22 protein-coding genes are annotated in these 26,347 nt (G+C 39.6%); 11 read left to right on the forward strand and 11 right to left on the reverse strand.

The genetic code is table 11. The features are described 5' to 3' along the window. Positions 1 to 66: 66 nt before the first annotated feature. Genes EVU92_RS17280 through EVU92_RS17290 form a run of 3 tightly spaced genes read left to right on the forward strand, consistent with a single transcriptional unit; the run spans position 67 to position 3,568 of the window. Positions 67 to 1,305 carry a PqiA/YebS family transporter subunit gene (locus EVU92_RS17280; RefSeq protein WP_130052407.1) on the forward strand — a complete coding sequence of 413 codons (1,239 nt, stop codon included), beginning with the start codon at positions 67 to 69 and terminating at the stop codon, positions 1,303 to 1,305. Next, entirely contained in the window at positions 1,302 to 2,957 is a 1,656-nt protein-coding gene (gene pqiB, locus EVU92_RS17285) for an intermembrane transport protein PqiB (protein WP_130052408.1), read from the forward strand. The genes EVU92_RS17280 and pqiB overlap by 4 nt, the downstream gene beginning before the upstream one ends. Then, positions 2,957 to 3,568, forward strand: coding sequence for a PqiC family protein (locus tag EVU92_RS17290; protein ID WP_130052409.1), 612 nt, complete (start codon positions 2,957 to 2,959; stop codon positions 3,566 to 3,568). The genes pqiB and EVU92_RS17290 overlap by 1 nt, the downstream gene beginning before the upstream one ends. Here the strand turns inward: EVU92_RS17290 and EVU92_RS17295 are convergent. Then, positions 3,551 to 4,042 (reverse strand): GNAT family N-acetyltransferase, encoded by a 492-nt coding sequence (locus tag EVU92_RS17295; protein ID WP_130052410.1) that lies wholly within the window; start codon positions 4,040 to 4,042, stop codon positions 3,551 to 3,553. The genes EVU92_RS17290 and EVU92_RS17295 overlap by 18 nt on opposite strands. A gap of 3 nt (positions 4,043 to 4,045) precedes the next feature. Continuing rightward, positions 4,046 to 4,450, reverse strand: a complete 405-nt coding sequence (locus EVU92_RS17300; protein ID WP_130052411.1) for an NUDIX domain-containing protein — start codon at positions 4,448 to 4,450, stop codon at positions 4,046 to 4,048. A gap of 287 nt (positions 4,451 to 4,737) precedes the next feature. Between EVU92_RS17300 and EVU92_RS17305 the strand changes: the two genes are divergently transcribed. Then, positions 4,738 to 6,120 carry a Na+/H+ antiporter NhaC family protein gene (locus EVU92_RS17305; RefSeq protein WP_130052412.1) on the forward strand — a complete coding sequence of 461 codons (1,383 nt, stop codon included), beginning with the start codon at positions 4,738 to 4,740 and terminating at the stop codon, positions 6,118 to 6,120. Positions 6,121 to 6,168: 48 nt separating this feature from the next. Here EVU92_RS17305 and EVU92_RS17310 read toward each other — a convergent pair whose 3' ends face one another. Further along, positions 6,169 to 9,054, reverse strand: a complete 2,886-nt coding sequence (locus tag EVU92_RS17310; RefSeq protein WP_130052413.1) for an insulinase family protein — start codon at positions 9,052 to 9,054, stop codon at positions 6,169 to 6,171. A gap of 166 nt (positions 9,055 to 9,220) precedes the next feature. Between EVU92_RS17310 and EVU92_RS17315 the strand changes: the two genes are divergently transcribed. Next, on the forward strand, positions 9,221 to 9,634 hold the full coding sequence (locus tag EVU92_RS17315) for an MAPEG family protein (protein WP_130052414.1): 414 nt from the start codon (positions 9,221 to 9,223) through the stop codon (positions 9,632 to 9,634). 324 nt (positions 9,635 to 9,958) lie between these two features. Here EVU92_RS17315 and EVU92_RS17320 read toward each other — a convergent pair whose 3' ends face one another. Then, positions 9,959 to 10,696: a peptidylprolyl isomerase gene (locus tag EVU92_RS17320; protein WP_130052415.1), complete on the reverse strand. Its 738-nt coding sequence runs from the start codon at positions 10,694 to 10,696 to the stop codon at positions 9,959 to 9,961. A gap of 247 nt (positions 10,697 to 10,943) precedes the next feature. On the opposite strand from EVU92_RS17320, the gene EVU92_RS17325 reads away from it, so the two are divergent. Further along, complete coding sequence (locus EVU92_RS17325) at positions 10,944 to 11,141, forward strand: hypothetical protein (protein ID WP_130052416.1); 198 nt, start codon at positions 10,944 to 10,946, stop codon at positions 11,139 to 11,141. Between the two features lie 75 nt (positions 11,142 to 11,216). After that, the gene (gene ushA, locus EVU92_RS17330) at positions 11,217 to 12,824 is read left to right on the forward strand and encodes a bifunctional UDP-sugar hydrolase/5'-nucleotidase UshA (RefSeq protein ID WP_130052417.1); all 1,608 of its coding nucleotides are present in this window, start codon (positions 11,217 to 11,219) and stop codon (positions 12,822 to 12,824) included. Positions 12,825 to 12,904: 80 nt separating this feature from the next. Here the strand turns inward: ushA and EVU92_RS17335 are convergent, their stop codons facing one another. Together EVU92_RS17335 and EVU92_RS17340 are read right to left on the reverse strand one after the other, a co-directional pair. Further along, positions 12,905 to 13,798, reverse strand: a complete 894-nt coding sequence (locus tag EVU92_RS17335; RefSeq protein WP_130052418.1) for a hypothetical protein — start codon at positions 13,796 to 13,798, stop codon at positions 12,905 to 12,907. Between the two features lie 40 nt (positions 13,799 to 13,838). Next, the gene (locus EVU92_RS17340; protein WP_130052419.1) at positions 13,839 to 14,738 is read right to left on the reverse strand and encodes a hypothetical protein; all 900 of its coding nucleotides are present in this window, start codon (positions 14,736 to 14,738) and stop codon (positions 13,839 to 13,841) included. Between the two features lie 219 nt (positions 14,739 to 14,957). On the opposite strand from EVU92_RS17340, the gene EVU92_RS17345 reads away from it, so the two are divergent. Both EVU92_RS17345 and EVU92_RS17350 read left to right on the forward strand, forming a co-directional pair. After that, on the forward strand, positions 14,958 to 15,821 hold the full coding sequence (locus EVU92_RS17345; RefSeq protein ID WP_130052420.1) for a S1/P1 nuclease: 864 nt from the start codon (positions 14,958 to 14,960) through the stop codon (positions 15,819 to 15,821). A gap of 34 nt (positions 15,822 to 15,855) precedes the next feature. Beyond that, positions 15,856 to 18,978, forward strand: a complete 3,123-nt coding sequence (locus tag EVU92_RS17350) for a TonB-dependent receptor (RefSeq protein WP_130052421.1) — start codon at positions 15,856 to 15,858, stop codon at positions 18,976 to 18,978. 380 nt (positions 18,979 to 19,358) lie between these two features. Here the strand turns inward: EVU92_RS17350 and EVU92_RS17355 are convergent, their stop codons facing one another. From EVU92_RS17355 to EVU92_RS17375, 5 genes are all read right to left on the reverse strand, one after another. Then, entirely contained in the window at positions 19,359 to 20,369 is a 1,011-nt protein-coding gene (locus EVU92_RS17355; RefSeq protein WP_130052422.1) for an ABC transporter ATP-binding protein, read from the reverse strand. 11 nt (positions 20,370 to 20,380) lie between these two features. Then, the gene (locus EVU92_RS17360; RefSeq protein ID WP_130052423.1) at positions 20,381 to 21,880 is read right to left on the reverse strand and encodes an iron ABC transporter permease; all 1,500 of its coding nucleotides are present in this window, start codon (positions 21,878 to 21,880) and stop codon (positions 20,381 to 20,383) included. Next, positions 21,880 to 22,920, reverse strand: coding sequence for an extracellular solute-binding protein (locus EVU92_RS17365; protein ID WP_130052424.1), 1,041 nt, complete (start codon positions 22,918 to 22,920; stop codon positions 21,880 to 21,882). The genes EVU92_RS17360 and EVU92_RS17365 overlap by 1 nt, the downstream gene beginning before the upstream one ends. Then, the gene (locus EVU92_RS17370; RefSeq protein ID WP_130052425.1) at positions 22,920 to 23,732 is read right to left on the reverse strand and encodes a hypothetical protein; all 813 of its coding nucleotides are present in this window, start codon (positions 23,730 to 23,732) and stop codon (positions 22,920 to 22,922) included. The genes EVU92_RS17365 and EVU92_RS17370 overlap by 1 nt, the downstream gene beginning before the upstream one ends. A gap of 95 nt (positions 23,733 to 23,827) precedes the next feature. Further along, the gene (locus EVU92_RS17375) at positions 23,828 to 24,283 is read right to left on the reverse strand and encodes a MarR family winged helix-turn-helix transcriptional regulator (RefSeq protein ID WP_130052426.1); all 456 of its coding nucleotides are present in this window, start codon (positions 24,281 to 24,283) and stop codon (positions 23,828 to 23,830) included. Positions 24,284 to 24,386: 103 nt separating this feature from the next. Between EVU92_RS17375 and hmgA the strand changes: the two genes are divergently transcribed. After that, complete coding sequence (gene hmgA, locus EVU92_RS17380) at positions 24,387 to 25,691, forward strand: homogentisate 1,2-dioxygenase (RefSeq protein ID WP_130052427.1); 1,305 nt, start codon at positions 24,387 to 24,389, stop codon at positions 25,689 to 25,691. Next, on the forward strand, positions 25,691 to 26,320 hold the full coding sequence (gene maiA / locus EVU92_RS17385) for a maleylacetoacetate isomerase (RefSeq protein WP_130052428.1): 630 nt from the start codon (positions 25,691 to 25,693) through the stop codon (positions 26,318 to 26,320). Before hmgA ends, maiA begins: the two co-directional genes overlap by 1 nt. The last annotated feature ends 27 nt before the right edge of the window (positions 26,321 to 26,347 follow it).

The following is a 26,347-nucleotide window of genomic DNA, read 5'->3' on the forward strand; positions in this document are numbered from 1 at the left end:
GTGCATTTGAATTTATACACTATTTGATGCAAACTAAACTAAGTTCTTGTTTAAGAGACCATAAGTTTGCAAACAGCCTGTCCTAGCTGCGATCTTGTTATAGAGATCCCACACTTAAGTGCAAAACAAGTGGCATTATGCCCACATTGCAATACAAAGCTTTCGGCGTCGCAAGCTAATCAAGATAGCATGGTTGTCGCACTGAGTTTAAGTGCTATCGTTATGCTCTTTAGTAGTATGTTTTATCCATTTCTATCTTTTACAAGTAGCGGTATTACCCAAACAATCACCTTACCCGATGCCGCACGAATACTCTTTAATTACGACAACGACTTTTTAGGTTTGTTCATTGACACAAGTATTATCGGTCTGCCCCTACTTTTATTGGTACTAATAATTCCTCTGCATTTAGGTTTACTAAAAGCGCTACCATACCAATGGGGAAAAAGAATATTAAAAATTACCTTTGCGTTAGAACCTTGGATCATGTCGGAAATTTTTTTAATAGGCGTAATGGTGAGCATGGTCAAAATTATGTCGATGGCCGATATCGAGTTTGGTGTGAGCTTTTGGGCTTACAGTGCTTTTGTAATTTGCTATGTAGCGGTTACAGCAAAATTAAATAAACACTCTTTGTGGCACCAACTAAAAGAGCCTGACTATATAGAACAAACACAACCGAATATGCGTGCAATTGATCAAGGTTTAAGAGCTTGTCATGTATGTGGACAGCTATGTGCAACAAAAACCTGTTCACGCTGCCACTCTAAAACATACAGCCGTAACCCATTTAGTGTGCAAAAAGCTGCAGCTTGGTTAATTACCTCAGTCGCCTGTTATATACCAGCCAATGTCTACCCAATTATGTATACAACGAGTCTTGGCGATGAGATGCCATCGACTATTATTGGTGGGGTTATGATTTTATGGAATAGTGGATCTTACCCCATCGCGATGATTATCTTTTTAGCGAGTGTAGTTGTCCCTCTAGCAAAAGCGCTTATTTTAAGTTTTTTGTGTTTTATGGTTATGAGGCCGGCAAACAGGCAAACAAAAAGTTATACACGCATATATCAATTGACTGAATTTATTGGCAAATGGTCAATGATCGATGTATTTGTTGTGGCGATTCTAGTAGCCTTAGTACAACTAGGAAACCTAATGTCGGTCACCCCTGGCATTGGCACAATCTTTTTTACTACCATGGTTATTTGCCAAATGTTGGCAGCCCATGCATTTGATCCACGTTTATTGTGGGATAACCCAGATAATTTAAGTACTGCGAAACAAGAGACCTTGGCATGAGCGAAACTGCTAAAATAAAAACAGCGCCAAATATATCAGCAATCTGGATCATACCAGTTATTGCCTTATTAATTGGCGCATGGATGTTGTACCAGTATCAAGCGAATAAAGGCACCACCATCTTTATAAAAATGCCACATGCAGAAGGGATTGTGGCTGGTAAGACAGAAATAAAAGTGCGTAGCGTGAAGATTGGCCAAATTGACCATGTACGTTTGTCTGATAAACAAAATAGTGTAATAGCACGTGCACAAATTGATAAACATTATGACAACCTACTCACAGATGATGCAAAAATTTGGGTTGTAAAACCACGTATTGATGATACCGGTATAAGCGGAATGAGTACCTTACTGTCAGGGGTGTATTTAGAATTTGCACCCGGAGAGAGTAAAAGACTTGCCGAGAGTTTTGAACTTCAGGATGAACCAGCATTAATTGGTAAAGATGTTAAAGGTGGACGCTTTACACTGCTTAGCTATAACGCAGAGGTGCTTGATGTCAGCACTGGCATTTACTTCAAAGATTATAAAATTGGTCAAATAGAAACAGCAACCTTTGATTGGAAAAACCAAGCGATGAAATATGGTATTTTCATCAAGGAGCCTTATCAAAATTTGATCACCTTAAATTCCATATTTTGGGTTAACTCAGGCATTGAAATAGACCTGTCGGCTGATGGTATTAATGTAAATACTGGCTCATTAAGCAAACTACTAAAAGGGGGAATTTCAGTTGGTATTCCTGAACAACAAGCACCCGGTGAAGTTGCCAGTAATGGCCATAGTTTTTCATTAAGTAATAGTTATAAAGCTGCTTTAGAGGAACGCTTTTATGATTTTGACTATTACTTAATAGACTTTGAACAATCAATTCGTGGCTTACGCCCAGGCGCCCCCGTTGAATACCGAGGTATGCGCATCGGTAGTGTGGTTGAAGCACCTGCAAGTGTAATCATAGATGGCAAACCTGCGCACTTTAGAACCGATAACACCGCAGTACCTGCCCTTGTAAAAATTGAATATGGTCGCCTATACCACGACAGCACTGCAGCGCGTGAGTTTTGGCATTCAAGTTTAGATGGCTGGATCAAGAGCGGCCTTCGTGCCTCGCTGAAACCAGGTAATTTATTGACCGGAGCTGTATATGTCGACTTAGACATATATGATAACGCAGAACCCGCCGAATTAAAGACCATAGCTGAGTACACAGTATTCCCTAGTGTGTCGAGCGGCATTACAGTATTAGCCGACCAAGTATCTGATGTATTGAACAAAGTTAATAACCTTAAAATTGAAGATAGCTTAGCGCAAATGCAGACCACATTTGCCGAGTATCAAGCACTTGCTCAAGACATGAGAGAGCTACTAAATAAACAAGATACTCAAGACTTACCGGGTGATATTAATCGCAACTTTGCAGAAATGACAAAAAGCATGCAACAATTCGATAAAACCATGAAACAATTTGAAAAAACCATGGCAAGCTACGAGCAAGGTTCAACGTTCCACCAGCAGTTGCAAACAACATTGTCTGAATTTAAACGTTTAAGTGAAGAGCTCCAACCGCTCACTCGTGGCTTAAACCAGCAACCTAATATGTTGATTTTTGATAAAGAGCTACCAGCAGATCCAACGCCGAGGAAACAATAATGAACTATAAACTCTGTGCTTCAATTGCATCAGTGCTATTACTATCGGCCTGCAGCCAAACTTCGTTTTCAACTATTGAGTATTATCAATTTTCGCAACCAATAGTTGCAATGCAACGCTTAGCTGAGAATACTCAAGCTCAACTCAGAATTAACACGGTACAATTACGCGGTGCGCTAAATAATCGTGGTATTGCTATGGTATTAGATAACAACAGAGTGAACGCTGCTAACTATCACCTATGGAGTGAATCACCTGATTTAATGTTAACTGCAAGTGCCCATCAACAACTTTACACTGAACTTAATAATTGGATGGTAATAAAAGGTTTACCTGTAATTACTGATTTAGATCAGCAAAGCTTTTATGAATTAGAGTTTGAACTACACCACTTTAACGGTGATGAGCAAGGTAATGCCAACATCGCTGGGCTTTGGCGCTTGTACTATACAACGCCAGACACGGGCCGAAAATTAAAAGCTGTAAACTATTTTAATGAGCTTACGCCTTTAAAAGAGAGTGACTACGAAGGACTTGTTGCCACACTTGAATCTTCTTGGCTTAAAGTCAACAAACAAGTAGCAAGCGACATTTCAAAGCTTGCTCTTTAATAAAAGTTTTAGTGGCTGATTGTCTTCGTTAATGATGACATCACCGATATACTCAAAACCAAGTTTTTGTAAAACTTTCTGCGAACCAATATTTGTTTGCGAGGTGATTGCTGTAAGTATACCAAACTCTAATACATGCTTTTTAGCCAGCAATAACTTTGCAGCTGATGTTGTTATACCCTTGCCTTCATACTTGGCTAGCAGTGCAAATCCTAAATCAGGAATAGCTAACGCATCTCGCTGAAAGAGACCCACCATGCCAACAGGTGTACCATCAGATAAACATACTATGTAACTACCAAACCCAAATTGCTGGTGGCTGTTAACAAAGTTTTGTTGAATATAATGTTCAGCTTGTGCTGGAGTATTTATATTTTTATTGCCGATATGCTCTAAAAATGTTGCTTGATTTAATAGCTCAACAATAAAGGTGGCATCATCTGGATGCCCTGCCCTTAAATATATATCTAACACTTGTTAAAACACCTTACTGACGACTTCATGAGTAAAATTAAGGCAATCAAGCACTCGCTCTTTTTGAACTGTTGAAAGCTCATCAATAGGGAAATAACGATACTCAGTATGCTCATTGCTTAACATTATCTCAGCATCATCATCCATATAAGCACGAAAAATAAACACATGAGAGTTGAACACAGTGTGATAATAGACACCACTTAAATAACCTATTTCAACGTCGCAATTAAGTTCTTCTTGGCATTCGCGCAGTAGCGCTTGATGAATGGTTTCGCCTTTATCTAAAGCTCCGCCAGGTAGCCCCCAACTTTTTTGACCATAGTTAGCTTTTAGTAACAACACCTGACCTTGACTATTGGTGATAACTGCATGACTACTGAGCCTGTAAGTATCTGAAAAAGCCATAAACTCTTTGCTCAATTATAATAACTATGTGACATAATTGATGAGTGTAAAGTAATTATCCCCACAATAAAAATTCTTATTGACTAAAATTATATTCAGGATTATTTTCCATGCGATGTTTTGGGCAAAACAAAAGCAGTATACCCTCTATACTGTCTGGCGCCAGCCAACGCAGGCACTTCCCCTAACGAGTCCATAAAGTGTGTTCGCGTAAAGCAGTTACTTGAGTCTATAGACTTTTGATTTCTGTAAGCAATCTCGCATTGCTTAACTGTGTGAAAAATATAATGCAAGAACCTTCTGCGTTAAGTTTACTGCCACCAGTAGTTGTGGTTGTTTTGGCCGTATTTTTACGCCGCCCTATTTTATCTTTACTTATTGGTGCTTTATTTGGTTTAGCCATGCTAGGGCCTGATGCTGTGCTATCTAATTTTGCTGATATATCATTAAAAGTAATGCAAGACGAAACCATTGCCTGGCTTATTCTTGTTTGTGGTGGCTTTGGCGCTTTAATTGCTTTACTGGTAAGAACTGGTGGAGCCAGTGCATTCGCCGAATTTGCGTTAAAGTTTGCCAAAGGTCAGCGTTCATCTTTGCTTATGACATTTGTGTTAGGCGTGATTATTTTTATCGATGATTACCTAAATGCATTAACAGTGGGTGAAACCATGAAGCGTATCACCGACAAGTTTAAAATAAGTCGCGAAATGCTCGCTTATGTTGTTGACTCAACAGCGGCACCTATCTGTGTGCTTGTGCCACTATCAACATGGGCGGTATTTTTTGGTGGCCTATTAGTCGATAACAATGTCGCACCTGAAGGCCAAGGTATTGCCGTTTACATCCAAGCTATTCCTTATATGTTATATGCTTGGTTTGCAGTAATTGTTGTATTACTGGTCAGCTTAAATGTAATACCGGCTTTTGGTCCGATGAAGAAAGCACAACTCTGTGCCATCAACAATCAAATCGAAATTTCAAATAACCAATACACAGATATTCAAACAGCTGATGAATATGCTGTAAAAGCAGCAGAAGAAAACTTTGAAACAGCAGCATCGAACGGCAAGCTATATAATTTTCTAGTTCCAATTATATTACTTGTCGCGTTTACCGTTTACTTCGACATTGATGTATACAAAGGATTACTCGCGACCTTTGCTGTGGTACTACCATTTTATATATTACAAAAGTTGATGACATTGTCAGAACTTATTGAGCGTATGTTGGATGGCTTTAAAAGTATGATCCCCGCTATAGGGACTGTAGTTGCAGCTTTTATATTTAAAGATGTGTGTGATCAATTAATGCTTCCGCAATATGTGATCAATACCTTAAGCCCTTACATGACCGCACAATACTTGCCTGCAGTGGTATTTTTAGCAATGGCAGTACTTGCCTTCGCAACGGGTTCTAGCTGGGGCATTTTCGCAGTAACGATCCCTATTGTGATGCCACTTGCTTACGCTATTGATGCCAATATTCCTTTAGTAATTGGCGCTTTATTGTCAGCATCGTCGTTTGGTAGTCAAGCGTGCTTCTATTCTGATTCCACAGTTCTTGCAGCACAAGGCTCTGGTTGTGATTTAGTCAGCCACGCTATTACGCAACTTCCTTACACCTTACTAGCAGCAACAGCTGCGTTTATTGGATTTTTACTTATTGCATAATAGAAAAGCCCAAGCAATTGCTTGGGCTTTTGTTTATCAACTATTAAGTTACTTTTGGAATTTAATTCCTTTGTAGTAAGTCTCTAAACTGTCGACTTTAGTTTGGTTTTTAAGATCTGCGAATGGTTTATCAGCAAACTTACTACCACGCATTTGAATGTTCAAACGCGGAGCTTGATCGTTTAGCATGGTTTTCTTGTAGTAGTCTTTAAGATCTGCCAAGGTTACGTTTTCAACTTCGGCGATAAGCTTTTCCTTAGAATCAAACTTAAAGTTCTCACGGTACCAATCAGAAATCAGCGGTGACATTTCATCACTTAGGTTCTTAGGTTGCTCTTTTAAAGACACAAGAGTTGCATTTTTAAGTTGTGCAAATGTTTCTTCTGTCATGTTATCAAGCTCTACAGCATATTGCTTCTTAAACTCATCAAAACGCGCTTGCATTTCTTTCGGGCCTTTCACTGGTGTTTGGATATAAAGGCCTAAAGCAGAATAATCTTCAATAGGACGAGCTAAAGCACCAACTGCATAAGCAAGTTGTTCTTCTGTTCGTAACTTATCGAACGCAACGGTTCTAAAGTGACTTTGTAAGATTTGCGCTTGCGCTTTTTGTTTATAGCCAGGAGTTGGGTGAACAACCATATCAATGATAGCCACATCAGCTACATCGATATCTTTTTGCAGCACAATGCGCTCACCAGGTTGAGGTAACCATGCTTTGCTTCTGGCAAACTCCGTTGCTTTATGACCTTTAGGCAGAATAGCTGTTAGCTTACTAGCAATAGATTCAACGTCATTTTGGTTATAATTACCAAACGTGAATACGCGTAAATCATTTGCAGCAAGAGTTGATTGCTTGATAGCAGCAAAATCTGCAAGAGTTAGCGCATCTGCCGCTGCAATCAAGGTTTCAGTATCAAATTTACCGCTACGAGTAAGCTTCGAGTACTCACCAAATGCTTGATAGAAAGGGAACTGCTTTTGCTGATTTAGTAAATCACGCTTAAAACGATCGATAGCTTGTGCAAAGCCTTCTTTAGACACATCTAACGTTAGATTTTCAAGAGCCTGAGCTAGAAGCACATCTTGCTTATCTGTAAAGCCACTAAGCGATAGCACAAGGCCGTTACTTGGTTGTAACCCTAAACTCATACCGGCAACTGCTGCTTCTGTACTTAATTTACTTTGTTGTAAGTTATAAAGATCAGCCCAAATTGAGTAAAGAACTTGCGATTTTACATTCACAAGGGCATCTGGCGTATTGATGTAAACTTCTACAAGGCCTTTTGGTTGCTCAGCAAACTGCTGACTAGCTTGACGCCAAACTTTAACACCTTGCTTATCAAATACCAGTTCAGGGTGCGCTTGTTGTTTAAATTCAGCAGTCTTAATTGCAAAGCTTTCTGGTAATAAGCGGTTTACTGTTGGTAATGCTAAAGCGTATTCGCTTGGTTTGTTCCAACTTGCAACTTCTGCTTCACTGATGTCTTCTATACGGTATTTACCATCATAGAAATGTAGCTGTGAATCTGTTTCTTCTTGCTTTGAAATATACCAAATACGTAAAGTATCTTCATTTAATTGCGAAAGTACATTTTGCACCGCACCTGCATCAAACTGAGCATAATAGTAAGGTGCGTTTATTGCGTTGTTCACAGGGAACTTTTGCATGCTATCAGTAAGGTTACTCACATAACCAAACTCATCACCTTTTTCGAGGAATTGAAATTCGTTATTTAGAGAGGTACGAATTTCATTAAAGTATTTGCTATCAACCCCCTGCTCTTTGATAAGCGCAATGTATTGCATAACCATAGCGACAATTTCTTCGCGGTTTTGCATGCCAGCATCAGTCAATTCAATATTAACCGTTAAGCTGCCGTAGTTACCATATTGTGTTGGTGCATCTGAAGCTGATAAACGTGATACCCAGCCTTTATCACGCAAAATTTGTGCAGGACTACCTTGCATTTCGTTACTTAAAAGGTAAGAAACAAAACGATTTGGTTTTACCGCAAATTGTGAACTGTTATCTGCAATTGTGAACTCTAACTGTAGCTGTTTTACATCTTCATTTGGTGAGTAGTAAACACGCTTTCCGCCAGCAACAGAAAAGTCTAACTTATCAGTCACAGTAGGTTTTTCGATGTTTTTATTTTCAATATCAGCAAAATACTGTTTAGCTTTTGCTTCCATTTCAGCCAGTGGACGATTTGAGATCATCGCTACTTTCATAATGTTCGATGAATAATATTTGTTATAGAAAGCGACGGTTTCTTTATGTAAATTGCTGCCTTCTTTATCCCCTAAGGTTTCTAGGTTACCAATCAAGAAACGGTTTGCAGGATGTGAGCCCATCATTTGACGTGCCAGTTTAAACTGACCAAAAAAGTCCATTTCACGACGCATTGACCACTCAGCGTTTACCGCATTTTTTTCTTTGTCTGTGTATTCAGGGTAAAGCTTTGGTGATTTAAAGAAATCTGCAAAGCGGTCAAGTGCTTCGTCGTAGGCATCGTTATTAACTTTGAACATGTAGTTTGTGATATCTAACCAGGTGTAAGCATTATGTGCGCCACCATTTTTAGTCATAAAATCACTGTAACCTTTAGTGTCTGGGTAACGATCTGTACCAAGGAACAACATGTGCTCTAGATAATGAGCCATACCTTGTTGCGACATAGGGTCATGCAATAAACCAACACCAACACTAAGTGCAGCAGCTGACTTCTCAGCACTTGGATCTGAAATTAGAATTACATCAATTTCGTTATCGAGTTTTAATGTTTTATATTCGCGGGTGTCGTTTGGACTGATTACCAACGAATCAGGAATAAGGTTAGTATTAGCAGCAGGAGGCGTTGTGGTAGAAGTAGAAGAACAACCTGCTAGCACTGCAAATGCGATTGCACTAAGTCCTATTATTTTTTTCATTATTTTGTATCCATTAGAAATTGAATAAATTTTTATTTATCATGTGTTTTCGAGCGCCGCAATTCAATGCTTTTCAGCTAAGTTACAGCAAAACTTTGTAACACATTGTGAAAATGCAGTACTTACGGTTAAGATTAATAGCAATAACTATAACAAAGGATGAGCTATGGAAAAGTGGCTAATTGTAGCAATGTTCACTCAGGTCTTTCTGACTTTTACTGTGATGTACATTATGGGTAAACGTCGTTTTCGTGCAGCAAAACTAAAAACTATTGAAATGAAAGACTTCTTAACAATGGAACTTGAAAAGGCTGGGGATAACGTTCGCGTAGCAGATCGTAACTTTATTAATCAATTCGAAATGCCAGTGCTGTTTTTTATTGCGTGTTTAACAGCCCTGCAAGTAAATGCTGTGGGTACTGTTTTTGTTGCACTTGCTTGGCTCTATGTTGCATTAAGAATTATTCATAGCGTAATACACTTAACATCAAATACCTTAAAATCTCGCTATTATAGTTTCGTTGTCAGTAGCTTTATTATGTTAATAATGTGGGTTCTAATTTTAGTAAGAATCTTCTAATAATCAGGAATATCAAAAAATAAGGCGCTTTTTAGCGCCTTATATATACCCAAGCCACCTCAAGATGCAGAATTCAGCGTTTCACAGGAGCTTAATATCAAGGCGTTACTTTGCAAGAATGGCATCCCCTTTAAAGAAGTAACAACGATGAGAGTAAGTGCCTGTGAAGCGCCCAAAGGGTTGGTTTAAAAGCGATTTATACTGCGTTATTGATTTTAACAATAGAACCACTATTACTTGCAATTAATGCCTTGCCTAAATCGCTTTTAATTCCAACTGAAACTCGCATCTTGAGGTGGTTTGGGTATACTTTGTTGGTTGGAATTATTTACGACGAGTAAAACCTGCTAGGGCCAATAAAGATAACATCCACGCAAGACTACCACCGGAACTACTTCCGCCGTTATCAGATGAATTATCTTGATCAATTAATGTATTTTCTTTTGGTGATAAAGAAGCAGAAGAATTAGGATCATCATCAACCACAGTGACACTATTTATATAAAATAAGTTCTCACCATTAAAACCTGATGTTGTAGTTGGGCACTGATCTTCATTTAAATTTACGACAGGAATTTCGCCGCAGTGGACTAAAGATGTAATTTGTTCTAAAACATCCATGCTTGTTACAGTAACTTCACCAAACACTGTAAAGCCGCCGTTTTGCAGGTCTAGATTAGCACTGTTATCTTTTAAGTTAAAAAACCACTGACTTGTCGCACTATTAGCATTGCCACCAATTTTGGCCATTGCAATAGTACCTTTAACATTCGATAGTTCAGGCTCGTTAATAATAGAGTCTTTGGTTTCAATTTCTGTAAAATCAGTTTCAAATTTAAAGCCACCACCTTGTAAAACAAAATTATCAACTGAACGGTGGATTACCGTACCATCATAGCTACCGTCAGCCACATAATTTAAAAAGTTTTCAACGGTAACAGGCGTATGTTGGTCATAAAGGTGAACAGTAATACTGCCAAGATCAGTCTGCATTTCTACAATTGTAGCATTGGCAGAGAAACAGCTTGTTAATAGTGCTGTTGCAAGTAAGTGTTTTTTCATTGTTTATCTTTCCTGATAATTTTTATTATAAAACTGCTTGAAGCTTAAACAAAAATAATATGCGCTTAAATAGCAAACAAAATAGTTACACAAAACACGCCAAAGCAATTACAACTCAGTTACATTTATTCACACGGTGTATTCATTTTGGTTATAAAAAGTTTGAACATTAAATCAAAATCGTCTTATCAAATAGACAGAGTTTGTTAGTATTTGCACGACAACAATGAACACACAGGAAATAACCATGGCGAATGAAGAGAACGCGATATGCGATTTTGGCCTACACCAAGGTGAGCCATACAGTAAGTTACCAGCTAGTTTTTTAAACTGGATGGTAGGCAATAATCATCAGAAATCACACTATGCAGAACAAGAACTACAACGCCGTCAACTTGCCGCAACAGGGCAACTGAATATAGAAAATGACAATAAAAGTTTATAAAAGACATTTAATTTAAACTTAAGTCGTTTAAACTATGCGCATAATTAACCTACTGCTTTAATCAGGCAAACAATTATGCGCTTTTTTTTACTAATATCGCTACTGGTTACCTTAACCGCGTGTAGCTCATCCTCTAACAATACAAATTCAGTACAATATTTAACTCTGCTTCATACGAATGATAACCATGGTCGCTTTTGGCACAATGAACAAGGCGAGTACGGCATGGCAGCTCGAAAAACGTTGATCGATCGACTAAGAGCCAATGCTAAAGCACAAGGACATGCCGTATTACTTCTTTCTGGAGGCGATATCAACACAGGCATTCCAGAGTCTGACTTACAACACGCAGAGCCAGATTTTAAGGGTATGTCTTTAATAGGTTATGATGCCATGGCAATTGGTAATCATGAGTTTGATAATCCATTAACTGTACTTGAACAACAGCAACAGTGGTCAAACTTTCCATTTTTATCAGCCAACATTATTGATAAGAAAACAGGTGAGCCACGCTACCAAGCTTACGAAATCTTTGAGAAAAACGGTCTTAAAATAGCAGTCATCGGCTTAACAACAACAGATACAGCTAAAATCGGTAACCCGCAATATATTGGTAGCCTTGACTTTAAAGGACCTGTGACAGTAACAGCCAATCTAGTTCCTAAAATCAAAGCTAAATATAACCCTGATATTACGATTGCAGTGACACACATGGGTCACTATGTTGATGCAAACTTTGGTATTAATGCGCCGGGTGATGTAACAATGGCCCGTAACTTACCCGAAGGCATGCTTGATATTATTGTAGGCGGCCATTCACAAGAGCCTGTTTGTATGAAAGAGGCCAATGTGGCAGACGAGAGCTTCATGCCTGGGAAAGCTTGTAAGCCAGATCAACAAAATGGTACTTGGATTATGCAAGCTCATGAATGGGGTAAATATGTTGGTAAAGCCGAGTTTAAATTAGAAAATGATGAATTAACACTGCTTAATTACGAACTGATCCCAGTAAATCTTTATATCGATGATGAAAATGGTAATAAAAAACTTGCTGCTGATTACATCGAACCTAACAAAGGATTACAAGATGTACTCGCGGTTTATCAGAAAAAAGGCGCAGCTCAAATTGCAGGTAAGATAGGTTCTGTTGATGCAAAGCTAGAAGGTGATCGTAACAAAGTACGCTACGAGCAAGTAAACTTAGCTCGCGTAATTATTGCAGCACAAATGCAATCTGTCGGAGCTGACTTTGGCTTGATCAGCGGCGGCGGTATTCGTGATAGTATTCAGGCAGGCGATGTCAGTTATAAAGATATTTTAAAAGTACATCCTTTTAAAAACCGTATCACTTATATTGATATGACAGGCCAAGAGTTATTCGATTACTTGTCGGTTGTCACTTCTTTCCCACCTGATTCTGGTGCCTACTTACAATACTATAAATTAAGCTTTAAGCGCGATGACGACACATTATCTAATGTTAAAATTGCCGGCAAACCGCTTGATATGGCAAAAACATATCGTATGAGTATTAACAGCTATAACGCCTCGGGCGGTGATGGCTACCCTACTCTTACAAATAAAGAAGGCTATGTTAGCACTGATGATACGGATGCACAGGCACTAAAACGTTTCTTTGAACAAAATAGTCCTGTTAAAGCGGCTGATTACGCGCCTAAGTAACAATAAACATCTTGTAAATAATATCTCTATGTTAAAAGGGAAGTCAGTGACTTCCCTTTTTAGTTTACAATAAGATTAAATTACTTACCTATGACCTCGATGTCCGCGATCTCAATTGTTTTCAATCCATAATGATGTAACCGAGAACGCGAACCTTCACCATGGGCTTTTGGCGGATAATAGGTTTCTTTTATCTCAAGCTGATCTTGCCAAACTTCATCAAGGGCTGCTCGAATTTCACTTAAGGTTTTTTCTAAACTGTTAGTAAAGTTTGGTCTCTTTCTAATAGTATGCCCCAGTTCGACTAACCGGTAAAAATACTTGTTAGCAAGCGTCAGTAATTCTTCTGGAACATCTTTATTCTGATTGAGCACTACATCCGGGTGCTCTATACAAAACTCAACCAAAGCTAGATAGAAGCACAGTGGTTTATTAGCAAGTGCAACGGTTTTATCAATAGCACAACTTGCTGCCAAGGTTTTATTTTGCAGATCGACTATTAATCTTGGCTTTTCTTCAGCTTGAAGCTCAATTTCCGGTTCATGTTTTGCTATTTGAATCTTAGTACGCTCACTAATAAATAATAAGTAAGTTAAAGCCGCTGAAATTAAACATACAAGAATTAATACTGCGATATCGTTTTTAGAAAATAAAGAGGATGTCACAACAAAGCTAACCAATAAGGTTTTTTGTGGGGCATGTAATTGCTTGGTAATTAAGTCAGCACGCGCAGGGTAATCCGATATACCCTCGATCGAATAGACCATCACTCCTGAGTCTGCCAGCTGTGCATTAAGTCGTGCTATATAATTAAGTACCATATCTTTACTACCTGAATGCTTTAAAAAATCATCAGGTAAATTTAAATGGTTCAAGTCAAGAGCAATACGGTTTTCAACTTTAGCTAGGGTCAATTCATCATTACTTGTTGTCTGGTAGGCTTTTGCAGCAATAAAAGTAGCAAAAAATACCATGCAACAGGTAAGAAACACTGCGCTATATGCAAGTTTAATTCTAGTTGGTAGCATTGCTATCCCCTAGTTTAGCTGTCTGCTGTGAATCACAGCTCCAAAATGACTCTACATGATTAAAATAATGAGAATTCTGATTGTGAGCCAACTGTGTAAGGCGTGCTTGAACTGCACATAAAAGATCCGTGTTCTCGTCTTGCATTTTTAAATACCAACGACTTCCGCTTATATTATCGCGTATTGGTGTGATGTAATTTTTAGAAAAGCGTTGTTGATCGCTGTCTTGCCAATAAGAAGAAATTAAATCGACTTTACCACTGGCAAGCAATTCTCTTAATTCCGTATGCGAACTAGCATAATTAATATTTAGGTTTTCTAAGTTTATATCCAGGTTTTTAAATAATTGTTTGGGCAAAATGTGGCCTGAACGGCTGGTTGGATAGTCAAGCAAACCTATGCGTTTATCTAAAAAGTAGCTTTTTTCAATTCTTGGCTTTTCTTTACTAGAAATTAAATACGCTGTGTAATCAGGAAACCCTACAACAGCTTGGTAGTTATAGGTTGACTCGGCCATAAAGGCATTAATTAAGTTTTCTTTAGCAAGGATCAGATCAGCAATCCCTTTACCTAAAAACTCAATAGTGTCTGAGGTTTTATAGCCCCAATAAGATGTTACCTTACCATATTGTTTACTGATAGTGTCGTCAGAACATAAGGTTTTAGCGACGTCCTCAGCCAGCACTTTGCCAGATGAGTACACAACTAACTCATTTAGATTAACATCTGATTTGGTATCACATTGGAAAGACGTTTCAATAAATGCATTGATATCAGAAACAGCCGGTTTACCCTGCAAAATTCCAATATAAAAAAACAAAATCAATGATAGAAACAAAAATGTAACAATCGACGATTTTTTTATTAGTATTGTTCTTAAATTCAATTTTAATAGCCAACAACGCTCCGTTGTCTCTATTTGAACAATTATTCTTACTCATTGCAATAGGTAACTTTACTTGAATAAATTAACCCATTGAAATATAAGATATATGAACAAGAAATTATGAATCTTATTGAGTCCTTTCTATTTGCTTTTAAATTCAGGAAAATACTCACCAAGAAATCGTGCTTCATGGCACATTCATTTTTGGACACTGAGTCAATGTTACAAAAAACAATAAAAATGTTGCTGTTATCGACACCTGTTATTTCAGCAGTGTTAAGTACCCCAGTTAATGCATGGGGTCAGAATGGTCACCGTATTGTTGGTGAAATTGCATCTAAGCATATTACTGATACGACTAAACAAGCATTAGTTCCATTACTTGATGGTGAATCATTACCTCAAATTGCGACTTGGGCTGATGAAATGCGATCTGCCCCAGAGAGTTTTTGGCAAAAGAAATCCTCGCGCTGGCATTACATTAATTTCAAAGAAGGCAATGCCAAACCTCATTACGACTCACACTCTCATCACAATAAAGAAACCGTGTCAGATATCCTAGAAGGCATGGAATATTCAATTTCTGTATTAAAAAATCAAAAAGCTTCATTAGCTGAAAAGCAATTTGCACTGCGCTTTTTGGTTCACCTAGTTGGTGACAGCCACCAACCTTTTCACGCAGGTCGCGCTGAAGATCGTGGTGGCAACAATATTTCTGTAACATTCTTCGGGCAAGATACCAATTTGCATAGTTTATGGGACTCAAAACTCATCGAGAATGAAAATTTGTCCTATACTGAGTTTGCGCAATTTATAAATACAACAAATCAAGCGTTAATAACGGACTACCTTGCCAGTTCACCTAGCGATTGGTTAATCGAATCAAATAATATTGCAAACTCTCTGTATAATGAAAATGAAACAAACGTAAGTTATAGTTATATCTATAAAAACTTACCGATTGTTAAAACTCGCCTACAACAAGGTGGCATAAGATTAGCTGGTTTATTAAATAATTTATTTGATAAATCGGCAAAACCGTTAGTAAAGGCGCTCAAGATGCCAACTGACAGCAAACTATAAATGAAACATAACCTCTAACACGGGAAATAACATAATGAAAATCCAACTCCGCAAAACAGCTCTATCACTTGCTATTGCAGCATGTGTTGGTGTGAGTGGTGCAGCGTTAGCAAATGAAACAACATCTGCTATCAAGGGTCAAATCAAAGGTCCTAGCGGCAACCCTGCTGCAGGCACTAAGATTACAATCGTTCACTTACCTTCAGGTTCAACTAAAGAAACTGAAACGAACGATGCGGGTTACTTCACAGCAAAAGGCCTACGTGTAGGTGGTCCTTACCGCGTTGTTGTAGATTCTGACGTTTTCGCAGATCAAACATTCAACAACATCAACCTACAAGTGGGTGCTGACTACCCAGTTAATGTTACGTTAGAGAGACAATCTGATGTAGAACAAATCGTAGTTACAGGTCGTCCTATCAGCCGTATGTCTGGTGGTACAGGTCCAGCTGCAACGTTCACACTTGAAGATTTAGAAAACCAACCAGCTATCAACCGTGATTTAAAAGATATCGTTCGTATCGACCCACGTGTAACAATTGATGATAGCCGTGGTTCTATCAACTGTGGTGGTGGTAACCCACGCTTTAACAGCTTAACGCTAGACGGCGTTCGTATGAACGATAACTTCGGTCTAAGCTCAAACGGTTACCCAACTATCCGCGCTCCTTTCTCTTTCGATTCGATCGAGCAGGTTGCCGTTGAGCTTGCACCTTTTGATGTTCAATACGGTGGTTTCACATCATGTAACATCAACGCTGTTACTAAATCAGGTGGTAACGAAGTACACGGTGGTATGTTCTTCGATTATACAAATGATTCAATGAAAGGCGATAAAATCGAAGGTGAAGACTACGACAACGGTGATTACACTGAAAAACGTTACGGCTTCAACGTTGGTTTACCACTAATTAAAGATAGCCTTTTCTTATTTACATCATACGAAAAACTTGAAGGTGTAAAGCAATACAACTACGGCGGTCTAGACACAGGTAGTGTTTCAGCAGCAGATGTTGCACGTGTACAACAAATTGCCCAAGATGTTTATAACTATGATGCTGGTGGTATGCCATCAAGCGCACCAGTTGAAGATGAAAAAATCTTAGTTAAACTTGACTGGAACATCAACGATGATCACCGTGCTAACTTAATCTATAACTATAACGATGGTTTTACACTGTCTCAGTCAGATGCTTACAGCAACACTGTTACTTTAGATAATCACTTCTTCAAGCAAAGTGCTGAGTTTACATCAATCATTGGTTCACTTTACTCAGATTGGTCTGATGAATTTTCAACTGAGGTTCGTCTAGGTAAATCAGAATTAGACCAGACAGTTCGCTCTTTAGATGCAGCAAGTAGCTTTGGTGAAATGCAAATTCGCACAGAAGATGGCGGTACTATCTACATTGGTCCAGATGACTCTCGTCAATCAAATGCTCTTAGCTACGAAACAGTGACAGCAAAAATTGCGGGTACATACTACCTTGATCAACACACGATTACTGCTGGCTATGAGTTTGAAGAGTTAGACGTATTCAACCAATTCGTTCAGCACACTCAAGGTGAGTGGCGCTTTAAATCTGTAGATGATTTTGAAGCTGGTTTTGCAGATCGTGTTTATTACAACAATGCGGCTGGTACTAACGATCCAACAGATGCTGCGGCTAACTTCTCTTATGCACAACACACTTTATATGTGCAAGATGAGTACAGCTTCACAGATTTAGATGCAACATTAACGTTTGGTCTTCGTTACGACAAATATACAAGTGACGACAAACCTAACTACAATGAAAACTTTACTAACCGCTACGGTTTCAGTAACCAAGCAACATTCGACGGCATTGACTTAATTCAACCACGTGTTGGTTTTGAGTGGTATGCAACGGATGCATTAGAAGTTCGCGCAGGTGTTGGCCTATTCTCTGGTGGTAACCCGAACGTTTGGTTATCTAACTCATACTCGAATGATGGTATCACTAACATTGGTACATCAATCAGAGGTGGTGTTGACCTATTCGCTACGCCAAACGTAAACGGCGGCACGCCAGGTTACGAAGTACCACAAAGCTTGTACGATCAAGTTGCAAACACAGTTATTGGTTCAGGTGATTCATCTGTAAACGCTGTTGACCCAGACTTCGATATGCCTTCAGAATGGAAATACTCTGTAGGTGCAACATACACAACTGAAGATGAGTATGTATTCTCACTTGATTACTTATTCACTAAACGTAAAGATGCTGCTTTCCTAGAAGACATCGCGTTACAAGATTCTGGTGAAACAACGTTTGACGGTCGTCCAATTCTTGAGTCTAAAGAAGGTCGTCGTGGCGATTTACTACTGACTAACGTAAGTGGCGATAGCGGTGAGTCTCATGTTATCTCTGCTGCAATGAGCAAACGCTTTGATAACGGCATTAGCGTACAACTAGCTTACGCTTACACTGATTCAACTGATGTTAACCCTATGACTAGCTCTGTAGCGAGCTCAAACTACGGTAACTTAGCGACATACGATCCGACTAACCCAGGTGCGCACACATCTGATTACGAGATCCCACATCGTTTTACTATGACATTAGGTTACACAACTGAGCTGTTCGATGGTTACAACACACGTTTCAACCTATTCAGTGAAACGTACAAAGGTCTTCCATACAGCTACACATTTGATGATAGAGACAATGATGTTTGGGGTGATAACAACTCAAACGGTAGTCGTCAGCTAATGTATATCCCTGAAGTGAATGACCCTAACGTTGTTTACAACATGACTCCTGAAGAAGTAACTGAGTTCAACGAGTGGATCTCTGCTCAAGGCCTTGAACGCGGTGAAATCTCTGGTCGTAACCGTCAAAATGCTGATTGGTTCACTAAAGTTAACTTCAAGATGACTCAAGAATTACCTGGTTTCATGCCTGGTCACAAAGGTGAAGTATTCTTCGTTATCGATAATTTAACAAACATGTTAAACGATGACTGGGGCGTACTTAAGAAAGGTAGTTTTGTTGGTAACAGCATGGTGACTGTAGACCTTGACGACCAAGGTCGCTACGTATACTCAGACTTTAACCCTAACAATGGTAAAACTGCAACTCAAAGCAGCGCATCAGTTTGGGAAATGCGTGTAGGTGTACGTTACACATTCTAATAACGAGTTAACCTTGTTATAAAGCAAAAGCCCGCCCCTACTGGCGGGCTTTTTACGTTTTGAGAAAGTTAGCTATTACAAGTTACGAGAGTAAAGCTACTAGGGGAAAGTTAACAAGAGTAAAGCTTCGAGAGTAAAGTTAGAAAGTTACTAGTAGCAGCGATTTTACATCGCGTCCTTGTATCTGAAACCTAATGCCAAAACCTAGAGCCTAATACCTGATAAAATTTCCGTAGGACGGGCTTTAGCTGGTAAAAATAGTAGTTACGAGCTTTAAGAGGAAAGTAAGCAAGTTGCTAGGTAGCTGATTTTACTCGCGTCTGATGGCTGAAAGCTTTCTAAAAAATGCAGGCCAGTGAGACCTGCACAGATACTTTTATTTAAGCTGCGTAAACCGCAAGTGGGTGTGTTGTATTGATAGAAACATGAACTGCATCACCTGGGCGCACCACCACCTCATGACTCACTCGGCTTGTCACTACTGTATCACACGCTAATTTAACAGCGCATAAGCGGCTGCCACCTTCGTAACGGACCCACGTCACTTTACCATTGCTAGTACTCGCATTTTGAATAAGGTGAACATCATCGGGGCGAAGTAATACATCAACCTTTGCTGCATTATGGTCTACTTTAATAGCTGGCGCATTACCTAAATCAGTTGTGGCGATATCACCTTCACAATGGCCAGAGATAAAACTTGCTTCACCTAAAAAGCGCGCAACAAAGCGATTGCTTGGTAAACTAAAACAACGCTCAGGGGTGTCAATTTGTTGAATAATACCTTCTTTAAGTACGCCGACACGGTCACCAACAGATAAAGCTTCTTCTTGGTCGTGGGTTACCCAAATTGCAGGTACACCAGCATCTTTTAATGCATTACGGATATCCCAACGAAGGGTATCTTTTAAAGCTGCATCAAGGTTAGATAAGGGTTCATCTAGTAATACAAACTCAGGATCATGGGCAAGCGTACGAGCAAGCGCTACGCGCTGTTTTTGACCGCCTGATAATGTAGCTGGCTTTTTATTTCGAAAAGCTTCAAGACCCAGTAGCTTAATCCAATGATCTGCTTTTGAGGTATCAGTCAATCTAAAACAAATATTTTGCTGTACCGTTAAGTGCGGAAATAGCGCAAAGTCTTGAAACACCATACCTACTTTTCGCTTTTCAGGTGGTACTTTTAACTTTGGCGTTGCTCGCCATGAGCCTAAATTAATTTCACCTTCGCTAATGGGAATTAGCCCAGCTAACGCTTGTAAAATTGTACTTTTACCACAGCCAGTTGGACCAACTAGCATGAGGATCTCACTTTCCCCAAGTGATAAGTTAAGTTCACTTACCACACGATTGCTACCATAATCGATAGACAGCTTACTAACTGATAGCATTAAACTGATCCTTAATGTTCTAATTGACTGCGTTTTTCACCTGAGAGCATTATAGCTAAGCCACATGCTGATATCACTACCAACAATAAGCCAGGTATTGCAGCACGACCAAAGTAACCGGCTTCATAAACACGCCATAAATAGGTTGATAGGGTTTCGAACCCTGTAGGACCAAGTAACAACGTAGCTTCAAGTTCTCGCATTGATTCTAAAAATACCAAGGCGGCACCGGCAATGATACCGCGCATTGTTAAAGGCAAGGTAATACGCATAAATGCTTCGCGAGGGCTTGCCCCCAGAACGCGTGCTGATTTGATTAAGCTGGAATCTAAATGTTCAGTACTGGTACGCACAGAACCAACCGCCAGCGGTAAAAAACGCAATACGTAGGCAATCACTAATAAGGCTAAAGTTTGGTATAGAAGCGGCAATTGCAGGCCACCATACACAAGAGCAGTACCCATCACGATACCCGGAATACCAAAACCAAAATAAGTTACCCGTTCCATAATACGCCCTACTTTGCCGCTTAATGCAGCATGGGCTACAGGTACTGCAACAACAACAGCCACAGTAGCTGCAATACCAGACGCATAAGCCGAATTCCAAGCTATGCTAAAATCAAAATCAGCAACACCGTCACGGGCAAGCCAAAGGGTAAAAATGGCTAACGGCAAACAAATCGCAAGTACCAAAACAGGCAAAAAAGTCACCAGCATTGCTAATTTTTGACCGTTAGATGGGAATAACATCAGCGGTCTGCCATGGCGCTCAGATGCTGTTTTAATTTGTGACTCAATGAACAGTAAAAAGCCAACTATCACCATTAATTGTAGCGACAACATAGCTGCGCGGCTTAAACCGAATGCGTTATATTCAACATAGATTACACGAGTAAAGGTATCTAAACGCATCATAGCTGGCGTACCAAAATCTGATAAAGTATAAAGTGCAACCAATAATGAACCCGCAGCAATCCCATTTATTACGCGTGGCAGTATTACTTTAAATACACTCATCGGCATCGACATACCTAATGTACGCGCGGCATTAACCATGCTCGCATCAAGGCTCAGTAAAGACGAACGCGTTGTAAGCATTACAAACGGAAATGTATATAGCGTCATTACAATGGCAGCACCAGTTAACCCATACATAGGGGGCGTTTTAAAGCCCAACAGCTGATTTATCTCACCGCCGGGACCAAATGCAGCATACAAAGTAAACGCACCAATATAGCTTGGGATTGCAAGCGGAGCTGCAAACAGAACAAGCCAAAGCTTTTTAAATGGAAGTTGAACATAAGCACTAATAAACGCCAGAGGCACGCCAATTAAAATAGAGCCTATTACCGTTAACACCATAAGTGATAAGGTGTTACCAAGAATTTTTAAATTATGACTATCAAAAACAGCAGCCGCATCACTGGCTAAAGTGATTAAAATATATACTGGCACTAATGCCAAAAGCGCTGCAAGCAGCGCCATGGGATAAGAAGCAGGTATGCGCATTATAAAACACCGCTACTGCGCATAAGGTCGAGAGTTGGCCTTAAATCTGCCAATTGAGTTAAATCGATTTTCGGAGGTGAAATATCAGTTAACGCAGGTAGCCCAGCTGGCTGGTCAATACCTTGGATCAATGGGATTTCATATGCTTCACGAGCTAAGTAACTTTGTACTTCTGAACTTAGTAAGTAACGCATAAAATTCATTGCATTAGGATTATCTGTCAGCGATAAGACACCCGATGCATTAACTAAACAACCTGCATCTTGATTTGTAAAAGCAAGATCAAGGTTAGCATCCGGTTTACCTGCCTTAAGGCGTAATGTGTAATAATGGTTAGCAAAGCCAATATCCACTTCGCCACGTTCAACAGCCATGACGACACCGAGTTCACCAGCATAATTTTTAGAGCGTTTTTGAACTTTTTTAAGCCATTTAGCTGTTTTATCATCCCCCTCAAGTATGCGCATTGCCGTCACGAATGATTGGAAAGATGCGTAAGCAGGTGCCCAACCAATTGATAAATCACTGTCAGCAATTGCCATTATACTATCTGGGATCTGCTCTTTGCTTAGACGCTTAGTGTTATAAGGCAATGTACGAATACGGCCTGTCACTGGTGCCCAGCCAGGATAACGAAACTGCGGCTGTAACTGCGCTACTAAGTCAGATGGTAAAGGTTTAGCTAGACCCGCGTCTGTTACTAAGCCAATAGCACCTGAGTCAACCGCCCAAAATAAATCAGCACGTTTTACACCTGCTTTCGCTTCAGCCACAATCATGTTGGCTAATGCAGCTGTTGGCCCTCGTCGAATAGCTAAATTAAGTTTTGGGTTTTTCTTTTGAATTGATTGCAGTACGTTTTCGTACAAACCACCTTCACCACGGCCTAAATATAATGTTAGGTCACCCTCAAGGGCTGGTAAGTCTTTCACTGAAATTGGGCTTGCAGCAGAGGCTGCAAAGGCACGAGAAAGAGGTAGTGGCATTGCGCCCACTACCCCAAACGCAGCCAGGCCTTGAATAAAGGTCCTACGCTTCACTAAAATACATCCTTACGTGCTTTTTCGGCTTCTTCTAGTAACACCTTAGCGCGATCTAGTTTTTCTTGCATATCAACAACCACTGCACGTACTTGGTCAACAGACCCTTTATCAGAAATAGCTTTTGGCAGGGTTACATTAAAATCTTTTTCGAGAACTTCTACTAACTTCGCATCTTTTTCAATAAGTGTACCTTCAACACCCTCGAATAAATGAAGGTAAGTATCGTGTACGATTTGTGTTGCTTCATCGCTTAAACGTTCTGCATATTTTGCAACAACACGATCTAATTTGTGTTTAATCTCATCGATAGTAGCGCTTTGCGTCATTGTCTCAGAAGCAGTTGCTTTTACAGCTTTTAATAAGCCTTTTTGCTGAAAATCGGCAGCAAGTTTAACAGCTCCAAGACCCTGCCACAAGGCAGCATTTAAGGCCTTTTGGTGCTCACGAACTTCGCTTGCTGGCTTTTTATCATCAATGGCCATTTTGATACCATAAATACCTTGCCAGATTGATGCATAAACCGGCACATAATTAGTTTCAATTGCACTGTGAAACTTAACTGACTCCCAGTATTCAATTAAATCATCGCTTTTAACCGCTTTTGGGCCTTTTGTTTCATAATCGGTAACCATGGTGTCAACTTTACCGATCATCCACTCAACGTCTTCTGAGTAATCTTTTAAATTTTCTTTTAGATGATTAACGTGCTCACCAATTGGACCATTTGCCAATACAGGTTGGGCAATAAAAGTAGATGCTAATACTAGGCTAAGACCTAGTGTTTTAACGGTGTTTAACGCTAATTTCATAGGGGGGACATCCAAATTTCTAATTGTAAATGATAGCCATTATCATATACGTATCGATTGTCTAAATCAATTGCTATAAAGCCTTGATTACAGATTTACACATTTTTATTTAAGTGACTGGAAAGCTTAATAAGAGTGTTCATAAATTGTTTAATTTCTTGGCTATCTAAGCCACTGACTAAACTTGATTGCCACTCATTTGCTAGTGGAACAATTTGTTTATGCAAACCTACTCCTGCCTCTGATAACGATAACAGGTTTGCGCGTTTATCTGTTGGGTTCGCTTTTGCTGCAATAAGGTTTCTTGTTAATAACGACTTTACTGCACGGGACACCGTTGATTTATCCATTTGTGCCATATCACACAACTGTTTAGCAGTGCATTCACCGTATTGAGCAAGATTCGCGACTACTCGCCATTGTGGCACGGTTAAATCAAACTGCTTTTGATATAGCTCACTAAATTGCTCACTCATCTGCATTGCAATATTGGTTAATGAGTAAGGTAAGAACTGCTGTAAATCGAGCTTTGGCTGTTTATCTATTGTCATGGTTACACTACTGTCAAAAAATATTTACACAAGCAAATTCAGTGCGGTTTGAATTTAGTCTCACATGAGAGTATCTTACCTAAAACCTTTCAGGAGTCTAGTGATGAATAACGAATTACAATATATGACAGGCTTTGGTAATGAATTTGAAACCGAAGCATTACCCGGTGCATTACCTATCGGTCAATTCAGCCCACAAAAAGTAAAATACGATTTATATGCAGAGCAGTTCAGCACAACGGCATTTACAGCGCCTCGTGCAGATAACCGACGTACTTGGTTTTACCGCATTCGCCCATCAGTAGTACAAGGTGATTACACGCCAATCGACAATGGCCTTATTCGTACAGCACCTATAACAGAAGTGCCAACACCACCGACAATGCTACGTTGGGATCCAATTGAAATTCCAGCAGAGCCAACTGATTTTATTGATGGTTTAGTTACTATGGCTGCCAACGGCAGTGCCAATGCACAAACAGGTATTGGTATTCATATCTATGTCGCTAATAAATCAATGCAAAACCGTTACTTTTATAATGCTGATGGTGAAATGCTGTTTGTACCGCAAGAAGGTGAACTGTTACTAAGAACAGAGTGCGGAAAACTAACAGTTCGTGCTGGTGAAATTGCTGTTATTCCTCGAGGGATTAAATTTGCTGTTGATTTGCTTACTGATACAGCCCGAGGCTATATTTGCGAAAACTACGGACATGCTTATATTTTACCTGAGCGCGGCCCTGTAGGTGCAAACGGTTATGCAAATGATCGTGACTTCCACTACCCTGTAGCAGCTTATGAAGATATTGAAGGTGATTTCGAACTGGTTGCTAAATTCAACGGCAATATGTTCCGCTGTGATATTGGTCACTCTCCTTTAGATGTCGTAGCTTGGACAGGTAATAGCGCCCCTTATAAGTATGACCTTGCAAGATTCAATGTAATGAATACTGTAAGTTACGATCACCCTGATCCATCAATCTTCACCGTATTAACATCACCATCGGGAACAGAAGGGGTTGCTAATATCGACTTTGCTATCTTCCCGCCGCGTTGGATGGTTGCTGAGAATACCTTCCGCCCACCTTATTACCACCGTAATATTATGAGTGAATTTATGGGCTTAATTGAAGGCGTTTACGATGCTAAAGAGCATGGCTTTGTACCAGGCGGTTCTAGCTTACATAATTGCATGTCGCCACATGGTCCTGAAGCCGATGTGTTTGAAAAGGCATCAAATGCTGAGCTTGAACCACAACGTTACGAAAACACCTTGGCATTTATGTTCGAATCGCGTTACGTTATTTCACCAACTAAATATGCCCTTGAAGGCAAAGAGCGTCAGCCTAACTACACAGACTGTTGGCGCACGATTAAAAAATATTTCACTGGTAAACAGGACGCATAATGAAACTTTATAGCTATTTTCGTTCATCAGCTGCATACCGAGTACGCATTGCTCTTAATTTAAAGAATATTGATCACGAGTTGGTGACTGTAAATTTATTAAAATCAGAGCAGCAAAGCGACGAGTATCTAGCAAAAAACCCTCAAGGATTATTGCCAGCACTTGAAACTGAACAAGGTGTACTTGCGCAATCACTGGCTATTTTAGAATGGCTTGAAGAAGCCCACCCTGAAACACCTCTTTTAACTGGAGATGCTTGGCAAAAAGCTCAAATACGCAATTTATGTTATGCCGTAGCATGTGATATCCACCCTATCGATAATTTGCGCGTATTAAAGTTCTTAGCTAACGATCTTGGTGTTGACGAAGAGGCAAAAACCACCTGGTATAAACATTGGGTAGAAGTTGGTTTTGAGAGTATCGAAAAACTTCTCAATGAAGCGAACACCTTTTGTGTGGGCAACAAACCAACGCTTGCTGATGTGTGCTTAGTGCCGCAAGTATTTAATGCTCTGCGCTTTAAGGTTGATATGAGTAAGTACCCTAAAATTGCCGCAGTTTATGAGCAATGTAATAAGCTTGATGCATTTATTGATGCTGCACCACAAAATCAGCCGGATGCAATTTAAGCTTTTCGGTTATTCATGAAAAAGGCC

Origin of the sequence: Pseudoalteromonas sp. MEBiC 03485 (assembly GCF_004195145.1) — a bacterium.
In the GTDB taxonomy this organism is placed as follows: Bacteria; Pseudomonadota; Gammaproteobacteria; order Enterobacterales; family Alteromonadaceae; genus Pseudoalteromonas; species Pseudoalteromonas apostichopi.